Below are 17,152 nucleotides of genomic sequence, written 5' to 3'. Positions count from 1 at the left end.
TTTCACATTTTTATAACTTATTCGACTTTTGCCAATCTCTTTTTTGAAGTTACAATTGGGTTAATAATTTATAGAATGGGGTAACACTAACTATGGTGCTACGCCATTTTGAAGACGAGATGTTTATGCAATTTTATTTGATGCGCCATGGTGAGGCGAGCTTTGAAGCTAAAACCGATGAAGCGCGTGTCTTAACTTCAAATGGGAAAGCTCAAGTTGCCCAAATGGGGCATTGGCTTAATGAGCAAGTTGAACAATTTGATTTAATTTTAGTTAGCCCATTCTTAAGAGCCCAGCAAACTTGGGACGTGATAAAAGCGTCACTTGGCTGCAACCCTCGCAGCGAGACGCTTACTGAGTTGACCCCTGATGCAGATCCTAAGCGTTGTGCTTTAGCTGTTGAAGCTTATGCCCAGCATTACCAAGCCAAAAATACTTTAGTAATTGCACACATGCCGTTACTTGGTTACTTAGTCAGTGAGTTGGTTTCTGAGCTAGAACCACCTTTATTTTCGACAGCTGGTGTTGCTGTAGTTGAAGTCAGTGATACAAGGTCAAAATTAGTATCTAAACAAAGCCCAAATTAATCTGACTATTCAATTTTTCCTTCAGGTGGCTGCCAAAGTTCGACTTTGTTGCCATCTGGATCAATTACCCAACCGAATTTACCAAACTCAGAGACTTCGGTTTCTTCCATCACATTGCAGCCTTCTGATTTCAAAACGTCGAGTAAGGTAAATAAATCATCAACACGATAATTTACCATAAATCCAGCTTGGCTTGGCTCAAAGTATTTTGATGTGCTATCAAATACACTCCATACGGTAGCGCCGTCAGGTGTTGGGTTCTTTTCATCATGCCACTGAAAGCTCGTTCCGCCCCAGCTTTGTATATCAATACCCAAGTGCTTTTGATACCAAGCTCTCAATTGTTCCGGGTTACCAGATTTTATGAATACACCGCCAATTCCTGTTACACGTTTCATTTAATAATCCTTTTTATTCGATATCAATTAAGACCAAAAGAGCAGCATCACTTCCCCATTCCTTTGGCGCTTGATGAAAAGCTAACACTTTCGGGTGTTGAGCTAACCACATTGGGAGTTGCTGTTTTAAAATACCAGAACCATAGCCGTGCATTACGCTGCAACATTCAACCCTCTGTTTGATACAAGCGCGAATCAATGCGGCTATTTCAAGTTTGGCTTCGGTTTGTCTCATACCATGTAAATCAAGCAATAAATCAGGCACAAAGTCACCACGACGTAACCGTTTTAATAAGTGATTATCTACGCCACTTTGTTTCCAACGCATTGGCCCTTCATGTGGAAGCAAAGGCTGATAGCTGTCAGAGAAAAAGCTGTCAGCATCAATTTTTTGCTCACGTTGAATCGTCACATTCTTTGATTTAGTTGCTTCTCGAAAGTGTCGCTTATCTTGTTTGAGGGGCTTTACTCCTTTCATCAGATCAGCAAAACTTTCCATATCATTAAGTTTGTCTTTGTTTTTCATTGCTTGGTTCTATGAGATAAGTGACGATATTTTACTGAATCCTAAGCCAAGTTGACATAGAATATCTGCAATCGTGCCAACTAGGAGTGAGTTTTGGACAGAATTTATGTGGAAGAAGCGGTAAATGAACTGCAAACCGTAGGTGATATGCTTAGATGGGCTGTCAGCCGTTTTAACGATGCCAATATCTATTATGGCCACGGAACAGATAATGCTTGGGACGAAGCCATTGCTTTGGTTTTCCACGCTCTACATTTGCCTCACGACATTGGGCAGCAGGTCATTAATACTAATTTGCTGACCTCAGAAAAACATAAAATCGTTGATTTGATCATTCGTCGTGTCAATGAGCGCATTCCTGTCCCATATCTAACTAACAAAGCTTGGTTTTCGGATTTAGAATTTTATGTTGATGAGCGTGTCTTAGTACCGAGATCACCGATTGCAGAAATGATCAGCAATCGTTTTGGGCCTTGGTTATACAATAAGCCTGTTAACCGAGTATTAGATCTATGTACAGGCAGTGCTTGTATTGCCATTGCATGTGCTTACGAATTTTCTGAGGCCGAAGTTGATGCGTTGGATATTAGCGACGATGCTTTAGAAGTTGCTCAAATCAATGTTGAATCTCATCACTTGATGGACAGGGTATTTCCGATGCAATCGGACGTATTTTCGTCAATTCCTAAAGGTCCACAATACGACTTAATCGTATCTAATCCTCCTTATGTGGATGCCGAAGATTTATCCGATATGCCTGACGAATATCATCATGAGCCTGAAATTGGCTTAGGCTCAGGGCGTGACGGCTTAGATCTCACTAAACGGATTTTGGCTAATGCGGCTGATTATCTAACCGAAAATGGCGTATTAGTGGTAGAGGTTGGTAACTCAATGGTTCACTTGATGGAACAGTTCCCTGAAGTACCATTTACTTGGGTTAACTTTGAACATGGCGGCGACGGTGTGTTTGTACTTACACGAGATCAACTGATTGAGAGTGAATCGCTATTCACCATTTATAAAGACGAAAATTAAAACATCAAGGAAAACCATGTCAGGAAACAACATTGGAAAGAATTTTGTCGTAACGACGTTTGGTGAGAGTCACGGTATCGCGTTGGGATGCATCATTGATGGTTGTCCTCCAGGTCTTGAAATCTGCGAGCAAGACATCCAATTGGAGCTTGAACGTCGCCGCCCTGGAACATCACGATACACCACGGCACGTCGAGAGCCCGATGAAGTTAAAATTCTTTCTGGTGTGTTTGAGGGCAAAACCACAGGTACATCGATAGGCTTGTTGATTGAAAATACCGATCAGCGTAGTAAAGATTACTCCAACATCAAAGATAGTTTTCGCCCCGGACACGCGGATTACACTTACCAACAAAAGTATGGTTTACGTGATTATCGAGGTGGTGGTCGTTCTTCGGCAAGAGAAACCGCCATGCGGGTTGCTGCTGGCGCAATAGCCAAAAAATACCTCAAAGAAACACTGGGTATTGAAATCCAAGGTTACTTATCTCAGTTGGGGCCAATTACAGCTGATGTCATCGATATTGAGCAGACCTCGCAAAACCCATTCTTTTTTCCTGATGAAAGCAAAATAAAGCAGCTTGAAGATTATTTAAAAGATCTCAAAAAGCAGGGAGATAGTATTGGCGCAAAAGTCAGCGTAGTGGCGACGAATGTTCCTGTGGGGTTGGGTGAGCCTGTATTTGATCGACTTGATGCTGACATTGCACATGCATTAATGAGCATTAATGCGGTAAAAGGTGTGGAGATTGGTGATGGTTTTGGTGTTGTAAATCAGAAAGGCTCTGAAGGTCGCGATTTAATGTCGGCTAAAGGGTTCCAATCTAATCATGCCGGTGGTGTGTTAGGAGGCATTTCTTCAGGCCAACCTATTATTGCCCATATTGCGCTTAAACCGACTTCAAGTATTAGTGTTTCTGGTGAAACCATGGACATTAATGGTAATGATGTCGATATTGTCACCAAAGGCCGTCATGACCCTTGTGTAGGTATTCGAGCTGTGCCAATCGCTGAAGCCATGTTAGCAATAACACTAATGGATCATTTTCTGCGTCATCGTGCTCAAAATAGTGATGTTTCAACACGAACACCAATTCTAGGAATGGAATAAGCAAATATGAAATTTCGACTTGGGATGCTTGTTAATCCCTTCGCCGGACTAGGTGGTAGTGTTGCTTTAAAAGGAAGTGACGGAGTTGCGGACCAAGCTATAGCTCTTGGAGCTATCCCTAAAGCGCATTTGCGAATGGCAGAAGCGTTAAAAATATTATTACCTCATCAAGATAGAATCCAAATTCTCACCGCCAGTGGTGAAATGGGAGAGTTGGTAGCCAAAGAGCTTGGATTTGATGTAGAGCTTATTTACCAAACTTCTCAAACGCCAACCTCGGCCGATACCCATCAGGTTGTTGAAATACTCAATCAAACAGAAATTGATTTACTCCTGTTTGCTGGTGGTGATGGAACCGCACGAGATGTGTATTCAGTTGTTGATGATACCAAACCTGTATTGGGTGTCCCAGCTGGAGTAAAAATACACTCTGGAGTATATGGTGTAACACCAAAAGCCTCTGGTTTAGTTGTTAAAATGCTACTCGAGGGCGAGCTGGTTAGCTTAATGCATGCCGATGTTATGGATATTGATGAACTGGCTTTTCGAGAAGGTAAAGTTAAAGCCAAACGCTATGGCGAAATGCTAGTACCTGCCGAGCCTAGATATGTGCAAGCGGTAAAAATGGGCGGTAAAGAGGTCGATGAGCTGGTATTAGCCGATATTGCCGCTGATGTGATAGAGAATATGGAAGATGAGCTTTTCATTATGGGCTCGGGTTCGACCGTGGCTTCTGTTATGGAAACCTTGGGAGTTGAGAACACTTTACTTGGTGTTGATCTAATTCAAAATGAATCCCTACTAGCTTCAGATTTAACCGCGCAGCAACTGCTCAATCTTACCGAAAACCAACCGACTAAATTAGTTATAACTTTGATTGGTGGGCAAGGACATATTTTGGGGCGAGGGAATCAGCAACTTTCTTCTGAGTTGATTCAGCGCATAGGTAAGGAAAATATTATAATCCTAGCCACTAAAACTAAGCTAAAAGCACTTGAAGGACGACCGTTAATCGTAGATAGTGGCGACCCAAAATTAGATAAAGAACTCAGTGGCTACTACCCAATTACCACTGGTTACCACGATAGCGTGATGTACCAAGTAGCTGCACCAGATGAATTGGAGAATGAAATTCGATGTTAGAACAATATGAAATGGCTTTAGATAACTGGATTGAAAATGTCGTTTCTAACGGTGACGATGATGCCTTATTTGCCAGTGGCTATTTACAAGGTCATATTGCAGTTGTGCTTTCAGAGTTAGAAGTCGAAGGTGACAGCTCTTTGCCTGCATTGGATTCAAAAATTGAAGTATGTATGGAACTTGCAAAAGATGAATTGGAAGAGAGTGACTTGCAATTGGTCAAGTCTGCATGGTCTGAGTTGAGATCAGGCTTAGAGCGACTAAAGTGAAGCACGAGGAGCAGCTTTAAATGTTGCTGCTCCTTACTGCATTAATGCTTTTTGGGGATTCATCTTTTGTTGACGACATTTATAATAGCTTGCCCACTTTGCTACAAGTTCTTCTGGTTCATTGTGAAGTAGATGTAAACTCCTATCAAATGCTGATTCTTTAGTAACAAGTGTGGCAAACCAACTTTTACTTGCAGCGGATAGAGCGCTTTTGACTTCTTTCTTAATCTTATCTGGTTGCAAGCTGCTAGGCTGATAGGTGATTGCTAGCTTTGATGAATTTTCTGAAGGGCTAAATAATCTACCACTAGCATTTGCGCTAGTAGTGACTAGAGTATCAAATCTCCTTCTTTCTTCCTCACTTTGTATTGCAAGTTTTACGTTATAGCCGATGCGAGAAATACCCACAAATTGTTTCAGCGTTGCCGTTAATTCTTCATCCAACAGGTTCGTTGCTTTTACCACGGCAGTGCTCTTGTCAAACTTATAATAGCTGTCAGACAATTCCCCTCTTAAAAAGAGGCCGAGTTCATCAAGCCCTTTCATAACTTTAGTGTCTGTAAGCCATTGTTCAGAGATTTCATCTGATGGAATCGTAAGTAAATGGTGAAGTTGGTCGGATAATGACTCTTTATCTCCTGTGTGCACTTTATCTAGCATCCATCGAACTTGACGTAATTGAGCAAATTTTTCGCTGTCAGAACCGTGTGAACGAGTAGTTTTTGCCAAAGCCCCTAGAAAAACAGTTTGATAAACATTTAAGCCGTTTTTGGGACATATTTCATTAATCGAAAATCCCGCACTTAAAAATAGTGCAAAGATATCAGAGTTTCCGCTTTTTGCTGCGGCAAACAGTGGGGTTATTCCCGATTGGTTTGGCTGCTTAAAAAGAGGGTTGTCTTTAACATTCTCTTTGATTGCATGTAATGCGACAAAATTGACTTGCTCGACTTGGTCTTTATCCGCAATATCAGTCCGTTGCTGTGGAGCTAACATTAGGTCTGTAACTAATGCTAAATTTCCTCTTAAACAGGCAATGTGTAAAGGAGTATTCCCATCTTTATCTTGAATATTAACTAATGCACCTGCATCAAGTAAGGCATCTACAATCCCAGACTGTGCAAGATTAATGTTTCTGTGAACAAGGTTATTGCGGTCGTATGATTCTGCAGTTAAAAGATGTAAAAAAGTTTGTCCATTATGATCTTGGCAATTGACATTAACGCCATATAAAAGAAGCAGCTCAAGCATCGCAAGTGAGCCAACCAAATGTATAGCAGATTGCTGTTTAAAAAGTGTATTTGACTTTAGCCTTATATCAGCACCGTTATGCAGTAATAGTTTGACTACATCGAAATTGTTTAATAATACAGCCCACATGAGTGGGCTGTATTCATTTGTCAACCCTCCACAAGATTCTTGCTCAACCCTGTATGCCCATGTATTTACTTTACCGGGGAAACAGTTTAATAATCTAAGTAAGATATGATTTTGTCGAGTAGCAATAGACCAATGAATTAAAAAGCTAATTTCATCGTCAAATGCATGAACCACCCCAACCATAAGCTGACCACTTATTAATTTTTTAGTTCTCATCAAATCAGCAAAATGGTGTTGATTGTATTTGTTTATATCAGTTTCGAGTAACAAGCCTTTCTGCAAGTAAGCTTTAATATGCGGTTCTTGTTTTATATCATGTTTATACTTTTCATAGGGATCATTTTTAGAATGAGTAGATGAATAAGAAAAATGCCATGCAAGTGAAGTGTCTTCTCGTTTCGAGGGGCGATGTGCACGTAAAAAGATATCTACAATTTCGACTTCTTGTAGTTCGAATTCTTCAACTTTAGATTGTGCGTCACGCTTTTCTGTTAATGTTATATATAACTTAAATGATTCCTCAGCAATTTTTTGGTCAATGGCATTGTCAGGGTATTTATCTGGGTGCAATAAAAAGCAGAGTTGTTTACGAAATGCTCGTTTTGTTTGTGAGGCCTCTGAGTTCAACCATACTATATTTTTTATTTCTAGAGTAACTGCCTCAGGGAAAGCTCCACTTTCTTTGAGTTCTAACAGCTTTTGATAAACTTGATTTAACTTTTTATTAGTTGCAGTTTTTGGGGGACATGGATTTGTTTGTATGTCTTTGGCGTGGTGCTTTATCTCTGCCACTTCTACTTCTAGTGTTACTTGGTTTGTACTATCGCCTAGTTTAGCGTTCGTAATTTCTTGCTCACTAATGGTGTTTGCTTCTGGTTTTACATCGACCAAAGTCCAGTCGGAAAGCTCATCGGCTTTTTGGGTTGCTTGATGAGCTGAGTGAGAATGAAACTCGCTAACTTCGGGGCAACTGGCTGCAGGTGCAAAATTGGAAACAGGTGATAGGGAATCACCTGAATCATTGAGATTGACTTCTGTGAACTCAAATAATAATGCAGTTTTTGCTTTATTTTCTGTTTCGGTGATTGCAGTGGCCATTGTGTATACAAAAATATATAGGTAACACTGAATCTAGCACTTAATGGGCTATACCGTAATAAAGCTAAACAAACCTTAATTCGGTGACCTTCACGGTATTAATTTAAAGGCCGTCCTTTGATTAATTTTCGCTTCCATAAGCGATTAGGATTTACTTTTTCAAATAGCGTTGGGCTAACAGGTGGTAGCTCATTACATAATACGGCAGCTAGCGCCTCTGCAGCCAAAGGGCCTGAACATAATCCTCTAGAACCTAATGCTCCCAAAATGTATAGGCCATCAAATACTGGCAGTGACATTTTTTGCCAATAGTCAGCAACTTGTTGTTTTCTCTTAAATGGCTGCTCAGTTTCTAGTTGTTGTATAGCCTCAAAGTTAGGGGCTAGCCCGAGCATGGGAAAGTGATCTCGTGTTACTAAGCGAACACCAACCCTTGCATCCTGTTCAGTAACATCAATGTTATTTACCCATTTTCTATTCGGGTAGCTATCTTCCATTCGTTGTTTATTTTGTTGCTGCTCAAACTCGGAGTAATGAGTGTTCTCAGCGCCTTTTACATAGCTAGCACCTAAGCAGTGATGCTGATTATGAGCGGGTGTCAAATAGCCATGGGCACAAATAACTGTTTTCAATTTTGAGAGTTCATTAGTGGATGGAATATGGCTTACTTGTCCTCGAAAAAGGCTGGCTGGCAAATGACGCGTTTGCTCAAAATCAGTTAAACCGTAACCTGATGCGTTGATGACTTTTTGGTAGGGACCGTAGCTTTCATTATCTGAATGCAATATCCAGCCTTGAGGTGTTTGCTCTAGCTTAATAACCTGAGTGTTAAAGTGAGTGTTCACCTCGGTCAGAGCGCTAGCTTTGTTTAAGGCAGCTCTAGCAAAGTCGGCTGGACAAACCCATCCTGCTAAAGGGTAATATAAACTGTCTTTATCAAGTGAAACACCTGAAATTTCGTTGGCCTTGTGGGCCGAAATGGATTGTAAAATCTCTTGAGGCCAATCACTGCCATTTACAATTTTTTGTAAGCGAGTAGTAGAACGTTCATCGTGACCTGATTGCACCACACCACAAAAATTATGGGCAATGCTAAACCCTTGCTGATGCAGTGACGATATTCTTTGGCGACAGAACAGAAATGCTTGCTGGAAATATTGACTGAGTAGATCATTTTCTGGTGTTAAAAGAGGGTAGAGCCCTCCCTGTTTGTTGCCAGAAGCCCCTTGGGCTACAGAGTCATCTTTACAGAAAAATTCAATAGACTTTCCTCGCTCAGCCAGTGATAAGGCTAAGTTAACACTCGCTAGACCGCCACCAATGATGGCAATTGAAGATTCAATATCTGAGTTTTGTTTGAGTGTTCGAGCGTTGTTTTCGTTGACAGAATTACCCGCCATAAATTGCAAATAACGGGATTGCAGTAGCGTCTTGTCAGCTTGATTTGGCAAGAATATGTTAGCATATGGCTGGCAGCTACTTACCATTAGTTGAGCAAATTCAGCGTTTATCTCAGAAACATTTACATCGGACGAAAGTTGCCAACCATCAATTTTTGTAGCGCTTAGTCTACTCAGCTCAATAAAATCATTCGTTGACTCGTGGGCATAGCGATCTAATAGCAGCTTTCCGTCATCAAACTTTAATCGTTGGCAACCTAAAATATCAATCCATTGAATAGAGTTCAGATCATCGAGAACCTGCTGAAAGTGTGGGGGGAAAAGCTCGAATTCTGTTTCAAGTTTCAGTGATAAGTGCTCAAAACCCAACAAAACCATTTGGATTGACTGTTCTGGGTAGTAGGTTCTTCGAATATACTCTAAGCAAGCTATTTCGAGTGAACACTGGTTACCAATATGAGCAATAGTGAGCAAAGTGTGTGGGGCTGCATTGTCAAATAAGCTTTGTTGAAACTCCAATAATTGTTCAGAATACTGGGGATATTCTGGGTAGTTAGCTTGAAAAAACTTGATTATCTCAGCAGGATAGCGCTTAATTGTGGTCATTTCACCAGCTGTTGTTTGGTGTGTCACAGAACTTACCTATATTCAATGAGTAGCCAGATTCTAGGCGGTATTTTACCCTCGATTATGGAAAGCTGACCACTTATTAGTGACAAAACGGATATTATTGTCGCAGAAATTAGGTACTGGTACGTACAAATTGGATAGTTAACACATGAAAAGAGTCGTCATTAGTGGATTAGGTGTTGTTTCAAGTATTGGTAACAACAAGCAAGAAGTCACTGAATCATTAAAAGCTGGTAAGAGTGGTATTACTTACTCAGAGCAGTTTGAAGAAATGAACCTACGCAGTCGCGTATGGGGTGATATCAAATTAGATCCAAGTGAGCATATCGATCGTAAAGCGCTTCGCTTTATGGGTAATGCTGCAGCATACGCTTATATCGCAATGCAACAAGCGATTGAAGATGCGCAATTGACTGAAGATCAAGTGAGCAATTTTAGAACTGGTATTGTTGCAGGTACTGGTGGTGCTTCTTCATCAAACCAAGTTCAAGCTGCTGATACTCTTCGTAATCGTGGTGTTAAACGTGTTGGTCCTTATGTTGTACCACGTATTATGTCTAGTACTGCATCAGCTTGTTTGGCTACACCATTCAAAATTAAAGGTGTGAACTACTCCATCAGTTCAGCTTGTGCTACCAGTGCCCACTGTATTGGTCATGCAGTAGAGCTTATTCAACTTGGTAAGCAAGACATCGTATTTGCAGGTGGTTCAGAAGAAGTTGATTGGACTCTGACCATGGGCTTTGATGCAATGGGTGCGTTATCTACTCAAAATAACGAAAATCCAGAAAAAGCTTCTCGTACTTATGATGCTGACCGTGACGGTTTTGTTATCTCTGGTGGTGGCGGTATCGTAGTAGTTGAAGAGCTTGAACACGCTCTTGCTCGTGGTGCGAAAATTTATGCTGAAATTGTAGGTTACGGCGCAACTTCTGACGGTTACGACATGGTTGCTCCATCTGGTGAAGGTGCAGTACGTTGTATGCAAATGGCTATGGCTGATGTTGATACACCAATTGATTACGTGAATACTCACGGTACATCAACACCAGTAGGTGATGTTCGTGAACTTGAAGCCATTAAAGAAGTCTTCGGTAATGAATGCCCAACTATTGCATCGACTAAGTCTTTAACTGGTCACGCACTAGGCGCAGCAGGTGTTCACGAAACTATTTATAGCTTGATTATGCAAGAGCAAGGCTTTGTTGCTCCAAGCATTAATATTGATAACTTAGATGAAGCAGCAGAAGGCTTACCAATTGCTACTGAGTATCAAGAAAAAGAGCTTAGCACTGTAATGACCAATAGCTTCGGCTTTGGTGGTACTAACGCAACTTTAGTTTTGAAAAAGTACAAATAGGCTAGATTGAAATTTAGCTTAAAAAAGCCCATCTTGAATGGGCTTTTTTATACCTTTAACTTTTTATTAGGCGATAAAACACGCATTTAACTCTAATTTTATTGTTTTTATTGGTTCTACTCTTGAACCGAATTTAGGGATAAGAGATAATTCGCCCGTCTTCAAAAACACCTTATCTTTGAAGAATTCAATGGTGACCCTAGGGTCCCCCCGCAATGATACCTTGTGGATTCGGTCAGGCCTGGAAGGGAGCAGCCGCAGCAAGCGACTCATGTGCCGGGGTGTTGGCTCTAGGGAAGCCTCCAAATATCTCAATTATATTTGGAGGCTATTTTTAGTTATCTATTAATCATTTCTCATTTCAATATCTATCTTCAAACTCTTCTTAACGAATAATACAAAGCTCAACACATATCTAGCTTTAAGCTAACATCTAAACTCTAAGTTAATCTTTGTTAAATTGAGCCCTAAGCTTTCTAATGTCAGCTAAAGTTTAGTCACAAATCCTCCAACCTTTTTATCGGTAGAGTATTGCCTTATGTCAACATTATTCGCCTCTTCATTAAGTGATATTTCTATCACAAGTTCATTTCAGAGTGATTGCTGCTTTGACGTTGAAGGAATGCCTGCAGAGGGGACTGATAAATATCATTGGGCAAGGTTTGAAAATGAAAACTTAGCTAAAAAAAGAAAAATGAGAGCGTTTTTTCAACTCTGCCAACCTCAAAGAAACGCAGTCTCAAGAGTGCAAATACCCACGTCTGAACCGCTTGGGTTCGCCGATGAAGAATTACTTATGTTTGACTATGAGGTTAAATCGCAAAGTATTCCAAGAGCAAACTGTAAAAGGGCATTTCAAGAGCGTGCGTTGATGATGTTAGAAGCTGAGCGTCAGCTTATGATGGAGGAATTTGAGCACGAGAGACGTAGTTTTCCTGCTATTCATGGTCCATCAGAATTAAGTTTTATACCAATCCACCAACCCAAAAAGTTATCAACAGACACCGCTTTTGAAAAAGCTGCAGAATTAATGGGAGGGGATAATCCCGCACTTTGGGAACCTGAGAAATTTGTTAACAAAATTATCGAACGTACTGAAGATGATTTGTCATGGCAAATTGGTCAAGTATTCCTTGAAAAACTCAAATCTGGAGAGCCGCTTCCTGTTATCGGCTTTAAGCGTACTTGTGCTGAAATGAGATCAGATATAAACCGATTTTTAAAATTAAAAGAAGTTTCGGATAAAAATAAAGATGGGTTAAGACAATTTTTGGTACAGCTATCCGAAATCGAAAAGAATGGATATTCCTATCACGATTCATTGAAAGCTTGCTTGGTGTTCCCATTATTACAAGCTCTTGTATATAACGATTGTAAAGATAAAGATTGCTGGAAGAAAGATATTGAGGCTTGTGGTATCGCGAGGCTGGATGCTCGATATAGAGAGCAGGGATTTATTGAAACTGCCTCAACTCTTGATATTTTAAACTTACCTTTTGATTTACTTTTTTCAGAAAATCACACTGACATTGAACAAACCCAATTGGATGTTATTGCCAGACATCTTTCTGCTACAACAGGAATACCTAACACATGCTATTATTCAACAAAATTACTAGTAAAAGATTTCTCAAAAAATTGGCAAAAGAAGATTTATTTTCCTTCTTTTGCCCCTTTAAATGACGTTAATTTATCACTCTGCGCTCATACTCCCTTTGTGCCTTTGGGATTCATAAAAACAGTTAAAATTGATCATGATAATGGGAATATGTCTTGTGCCTTTTTTCCTTATCACGACTTACTTCATGAGTCTGATATAAAATCAGGGGCTTGTCAGTATTCTCAATACTATACTGTATTGGAATTATATAAATGCGGATTGCCAATATTACCTAAATCAATAAGTTACTGTATAAGAGGATTTGCTTTTTTATGGTGGCATGAAGAGAAGGATGATTTTACTCGTCATAAACCCACTGCTAATCTGAATCACCGTATATTATGTCAATCAGCATGCCAAATCGGTAGCTATGCAAATACTCGCTGGAAAGACTGGAGTCGTAGTCACTTAACGGCTTTGAAAAATGATGCGTTAATTAAAACAATGCTTTTTTTAAATAAAGGAGGACTGACTAGAGTTAATGAACGAGAAAGCCTATTAAAGCTATCAGAGTCCGAGTATCAAACCCTTAGAAAAAGGTTCAAATTTTGTCACTCCAGTCATTTACTATCAGCGGAAAATAAAAGAAAAAGACAGAAGTTACGTGATGATTTAAAACAACATGCTCAAAGTGTCTATAGAGAGAAAAGGTTCAATAATCATGGTTGGGATACCCCAAAAAGCTCTAACTGTATTGCTACCCTGTTTGACAGAGATTGGTCTAAGAACGCTCTCATAGAAAAAATAGAGTTGATTAATGTTTTCATGTTCAATAGTGCAGAACATATATGGAAAAAATATGGACTTTAGGCTTTATAACTGACTTGGTTTAAACAAGCTTGGTACTGTTTATATGCCAAGAGTTCGCTTCATATCTTTTATTAATAAAAATTTTGTTAAACAATGACGTTACTAACGTTTGGTTCGTCAGCATCTACTATTGTGTTTTTTCGGTTTCTAAACAAATTTCAGGTGAATATTAACCTTTGCTGACAATGTCTAGATTATATTTGTCTTAAAATTTATCAAGAATATATCCTACAAGTCGTTGTATATTGGCATTGTTGAGGATGTATGTCAGCAGACGCTTCAGGGGTTAGTGTCAGTCCAGTTTCTACTGCTTTTCAAGCCGAAATAGTTACCGCAGATCACCCGTCTGTCAACGGTAACCAGTCGGTTGATTCCAATGAAAGAACACCTTTTTTACATGGAGTTCTGCCTGTAGGCTCTGTTCAAAGGACTCGCTCACACAATGAGATTGCACGGGCACGTTGGCAAAACGCGGTATTTGATATCCAGCAAGTCCCTTTACCTGAATTGCTTGAGCAAGCATTTACAGATCTTCAAAGAGAAGAACTTGAAGCCATTGATGCCGCTAGGAAAGTGCTAGAGGGCGAAGTGGCTTTAGGACGAAAAGAGTTTTTTTTAAACTTACTCAAATCTATTGTAGTGGCTGCAGGTTGCTCAGTTGCGTTTTATTACGCTTTTGCGAATGGAGATATAGAACTAATGGTAGCTGCAGGGCTACTGACTGCGGTTTTTACCTTGGCGGCGTTAGACAGTATTAGTGCATTAATCAATTGGCGCCGTCTCGCGTCAAGTGGTAGAGGTTTACCTTTGGGGGCTGATGCAATTGGTAATCTGACATATCCTGTTGCGGCTTGTCTAACTTCTGATGAAAAAGTTCGCCAGACCATTGCTCGTTTAACCTCTTTAGTCGTCAATGGAACCTTACGCTTAGGTACTGGTATTGTGGGGGGGGCCGCACCATCTAATTTACTTTCTGCCAAAAATATCATTGATAAAGGCAACACGCTAATTACTAAGGGTGAACAATATATTGGAAAGCATATAAATGGTCTTGATATCACTATCTCAAAATTAACAGAATTGAAAAGAGTGGCTAGAAAGGAAAGGAAAGAGGCTGAAATATTCAGAAATCGCCTTGAGACTTTATATGCTCAATACAAGCATCAAAAACAAAGTTTACAAAATTTCCGCAGTGAATTAGTAAAAATACTGAATGATGTAAAAGCTCAGGTACGTGAATTACGTTTACAGGTCAGGGATGACTTTGAGCTGGCTAAAGCTTGGATGGATTGTTGGAGAAGTTTTCCTAAACATACTCAGCAATTATTTCCTGAACTTCTGAAAATAAGCCAGAGCACTTTAGAAGTGTTACACCCTCAACTAACTGAAGATTCTGATGAAAGCACGTACTTGCTAGGAATTGACCCTAATAGCTTGAATTTTCAACCGGACGGAAGTCAACCTTTTGTTGAGCATGCAGGTAGAGAACTCGAATTGGCTGAAGAGGAAGTACAAGCTGCTCATAAAGCATTAGAAGATGCGAGTGTTCATTTTGCGGGGAAGAATATTTGTTTCAAAGCATTTAAAATGCCGTTTGCAATAGGCGGATTTTTAGGTTTAGGTGCTGCTGCGGCTCTTACTGTTGGTTGGGCAGGCACTCCAGTTGTTGCTTTTATGTTGGGCAATTGTGTTATATCAGTAATGGATTTAGACAAAGCGATTGCAAATTATCGTCAGATAAAAAAAGAAGGACAACCTTTGCCAATTGGAGATGACAGTATTGGGTTTGGTTTTTTTGAGTCCTTAAAGGCTATAGGTGTTGAAGAAAAAAAAGCTGAAAATTGGGCAAAAAAAACCTCGACATTGGTGCGATTTTTATTCAGCTCTGGTGCATCAGCTACACAAAGCGATGTCATGGAAAAAGTCAAACAATTTGAAAACGTTACCGATAATGCTAAACCCATTCTTGAAGAAATCACCGATCTTGAAGAGCAACAAAAAAAACTTGATAAAGAAGAGTTAAAGTTACAAATAAAACTTAACGAGCTTGAACGAGATTTAAAAAAGGCATCAAAAATTGAGCTTGAAGCTTCAAGTAAAGCACATTTAGCACGTCTTGAGAATATTCAACGAGTGGCAAAAATAAAGGTTAATGTCCAGATCGCCCTGCTGTTTTATTACTCAGAACTAAAAGCGTTATTACCAAATGAAAATCTCGCTTTCTTACAGCAGTTTATTCTACAAATAAGTAAAGTTTCATCAAGTACCGAGCCAGAGGTAACGCATGTTTTAAAAACGATATTTGATTCACTTCCTGTAGAAGTTCAGAATGACATTAGACTGCAAGTTAATGTCGAGGCACTGCTTGAGAACCCTAAACACATGGCTCTTGAACAAGATGCGAATATGCTCGTTTAAAGTCCAATAATTAGCTTAGGGGTGAAGATGGCAACATCTGGTGTAATTGGAACTGTATGCTGGAAGCATCAGGTTGGTAAAGAAAAGTTTTATGATTTATCCCAAATAACTTTAGATGAGGCAAGCCATTGTATTGATAGAGGCTCGCCAGAGCTGATAGAGTTTATGTTACTTGAAACCAAAACGTGGAAAACGGTTAAGCATTCAATGCTTTTTGCAGTAAAGGAAGAAGCGAACAATCAAGGTGAATCATTTAAAGTGATCTTAATATCGCGAGATAAATCAATAACAAAATTTATGACTAAAAACGCACAACATGAATTAAGCTGCTATTTATCCGAAAGCCTGAAAGAATATCGAAAAACCAAGAGGGGTAAAAAGCATACATAATGCCCCAATAACATTTTTATAAAGTAGAAGCGCACAATTTTGTAGCTTGCTCAATAAGATGTAAATGCCGCTTTATCAATGCTTGCTTATCTCGACTATAGCCACCGCCAATTACCGCTGCTACAGGAATGCCATGTTGACCTGCTGTAGTGAATACTAACTCATCTCTTTTGGCTATACCTTTATCGCAAATGTTCAGATAGCCCAAATCATCATTTTGATGGATATCAACGCCAGCGTCATACAAAATAAGATCAGGCCGGTGAAGTCTGATAAGTAAACTTAATGTTTCCTCCACAGTTGTTAGATACTCATTACTTGAGGTGCCTTTTTCAAGTTCAATATCATAGTTAGATTGCGCTTTTATAGCGGGAAAATTCTTTGCACAATGCAAGGAGCAAGTAATGATTTTTTCGTTATCTTGCGCCATTGTTGCTGTGCCGTCTCCTTGATGTACATCACAATCAAAGATAAGTACTTTGTCTATATTTGGCTCAGTTAAGGCTTGAGTGGCAGCATAAATCAAATCATTGAACACACAAAAGCCACTACCGAAGTTGTAATGAGCATGATGATAACCTCCCGTAAGATGTATCGCTTTGCCATGCTTAATGGCTAATTTGGCTGTTAGGGCTGTTCCTGCAAGAGAGTGGCGACTTCGAATCATCAGTTTTTCACTCCAAGGAAAGCCGATACGCCTCATGGCTTTTGGATCTATAGTATTTGTGAATAACTGGTCGACATAATCAGGACAGTGAATGGTTTTAATATCGTCAATGTTTACTGGTGTTGGCGAGTGAAATTGCGTGGGCACTGCTAACTTATTATCAAGCAAATGCCGATAAATATCTCTGTATTTGCTGGTGGGGAAACGGTGATTATTAGGTAAATCCAAGTCGGAATATGAAGAGTGATAAATCAGGGGGAGCATAAT

The 17,152-nt window shown here is 39.7% G+C and carries 14 protein-coding genes and 1 other RNA gene; 10 read left to right on the top strand and 5 right to left on the bottom strand.

The genetic code is table 11. The features are described 5' to 3' along the window. Nucleotides 1-92: 92 nt before the first annotated feature. Nucleotides 93-587 (top strand): phosphohistidine phosphatase SixA, encoded by a 495-nt coding sequence (gene sixA / locus AC1EU0_RS07395; protein WP_480301638.1) that lies wholly within the window; start codon nucleotides 93-95, stop codon nucleotides 585-587. Between the two features lie 5 nt (nucleotides 588-592). On the opposite strand, the gene AC1EU0_RS07390 is transcribed toward sixA, so the two are convergent. After that, nucleotides 593-985, bottom strand: a complete 393-nt coding sequence (locus AC1EU0_RS07390; protein WP_480301636.1) for a VOC family protein — start codon at nucleotides 983-985, stop codon at nucleotides 593-595. Nucleotides 986-998: 13 nt separating this feature from the next. Next, nucleotides 999-1,511: an endonuclease SmrB gene (gene smrB / locus AC1EU0_RS07385; RefSeq protein ID WP_480301635.1), complete on the bottom strand. Its 513-nt coding sequence runs from the start codon at nucleotides 1,509-1,511 to the stop codon at nucleotides 999-1,001. Nucleotides 1,512-1,604: 93 nt separating this feature from the next. Here smrB and prmB point away from each other — a divergent pair, with 93 nt between their 5' ends. The 4 genes from prmB to AC1EU0_RS07365 are packed head-to-tail and all read left to right on the top strand — an operon-like array spanning nucleotide 1,605 to nucleotide 5,072. Further along, nucleotides 1,605-2,549, top strand: a complete 945-nt coding sequence (gene prmB, locus AC1EU0_RS07380; RefSeq protein ID WP_480301633.1) for a 50S ribosomal protein L3 N(5)-glutamine methyltransferase — start codon at nucleotides 1,605-1,607, stop codon at nucleotides 2,547-2,549. Between the two features lie 16 nt (nucleotides 2,550-2,565). Beyond that, on the top strand, nucleotides 2,566-3,660 hold the full coding sequence (gene aroC / locus AC1EU0_RS07375; protein WP_480301631.1) for a chorismate synthase: 1,095 nt from the start codon (nucleotides 2,566-2,568) through the stop codon (nucleotides 3,658-3,660). A 6-nt stretch (nucleotides 3,661-3,666) separates the two neighbouring features. Further along, nucleotides 3,667-4,803 carry an ATP-NAD kinase family protein gene (locus AC1EU0_RS07370; protein ID WP_480301629.1) on the top strand — a complete coding sequence of 379 codons (1,137 nt, stop codon included), beginning with the start codon at nucleotides 3,667-3,669 and terminating at the stop codon, nucleotides 4,801-4,803. After that, nucleotides 4,797-5,072, top strand: coding sequence for a YfcL family protein (locus AC1EU0_RS07365; RefSeq protein ID WP_480301627.1), 276 nt, complete (start codon nucleotides 4,797-4,799; stop codon nucleotides 5,070-5,072). The genes AC1EU0_RS07370 and AC1EU0_RS07365 overlap by 7 nt, the downstream gene beginning before the upstream one ends. Nucleotides 5,073-5,105: 33 nt before the next feature. Here the strand turns inward: AC1EU0_RS07365 and AC1EU0_RS07360 are convergent, their stop codons facing one another. Further along, nucleotides 5,106-7,550 carry an ankyrin repeat domain-containing protein gene (locus tag AC1EU0_RS07360; RefSeq protein WP_480301626.1) on the bottom strand — a complete coding sequence of 815 codons (2,445 nt, stop codon included), beginning with the start codon at nucleotides 7,548-7,550 and terminating at the stop codon, nucleotides 5,106-5,108. Between the two features lie 98 nt (nucleotides 7,551-7,648). Further along, entirely contained in the window at nucleotides 7,649-9,583 is a 1,935-nt protein-coding gene (gene mnmC1, locus AC1EU0_RS07355) for an FAD-dependent 5-carboxymethylaminomethyl-2-thiouridine(34) oxidoreductase MnmC1 (protein ID WP_480301624.1), read from the bottom strand. Between the two features lie 145 nt (nucleotides 9,584-9,728). On the opposite strand from mnmC1, the gene fabB reads away from it, so the two are divergent. The 5 genes from fabB to AC1EU0_RS07330 all read left to right on the top strand — a co-directional run bounded on the left by fabB (nucleotide 9,729) and on the right by AC1EU0_RS07330 (nucleotide 16,218). Next, entirely contained in the window at nucleotides 9,729-10,940 is a 1,212-nt protein-coding gene (gene fabB / locus AC1EU0_RS07350; RefSeq protein WP_480301622.1) for a beta-ketoacyl-ACP synthase I, read from the top strand. A 199-nt stretch (nucleotides 10,941-11,139) separates the two neighbouring features. Continuing rightward, an RNA gene (gene ffs, locus AC1EU0_RS07345) (signal recognition particle sRNA small type) lies at nucleotides 11,140-11,237 on the top strand. A gap of 241 nt (nucleotides 11,238-11,478) precedes the next feature. Next, complete coding sequence (locus AC1EU0_RS07340; protein WP_480301620.1) at nucleotides 11,479-13,410, top strand: hypothetical protein; 1,932 nt, start codon at nucleotides 11,479-11,481, stop codon at nucleotides 13,408-13,410. A gap of 264 nt (nucleotides 13,411-13,674) precedes the next feature. After that, nucleotides 13,675-15,828, top strand: a complete 2,154-nt coding sequence (locus tag AC1EU0_RS07335; protein ID WP_480301619.1) for a hypothetical protein — start codon at nucleotides 13,675-13,677, stop codon at nucleotides 15,826-15,828. Nucleotides 15,829-15,855: 27 nt separating this feature from the next. Next, a complete protein-coding gene (locus AC1EU0_RS07330) occupies nucleotides 15,856-16,218 on the top strand; it encodes a hypothetical protein (protein WP_480301617.1) in 363 nt (120 codons plus the stop codon). Nucleotides 16,219-16,234: 16 nt separating this feature from the next. On the opposite strand, the gene AC1EU0_RS07325 is transcribed toward AC1EU0_RS07330, so the two are convergent. Beyond that, nucleotides 16,235-17,149, bottom strand: a complete 915-nt coding sequence (locus AC1EU0_RS07325) for a histone deacetylase family protein (RefSeq protein ID WP_480301616.1) — start codon at nucleotides 17,147-17,149, stop codon at nucleotides 16,235-16,237. Between the last annotated feature and the right edge of the window lie 3 nt (nucleotides 17,150-17,152).

This window comes from Parashewanella sp. 2210YD4-3, from assembly GCF_056591735.1.
The sequence above is the reverse complement of the archived record's forward strand: the minus strand, read 5'-3'. Positions and strand labels throughout refer to the sequence as shown.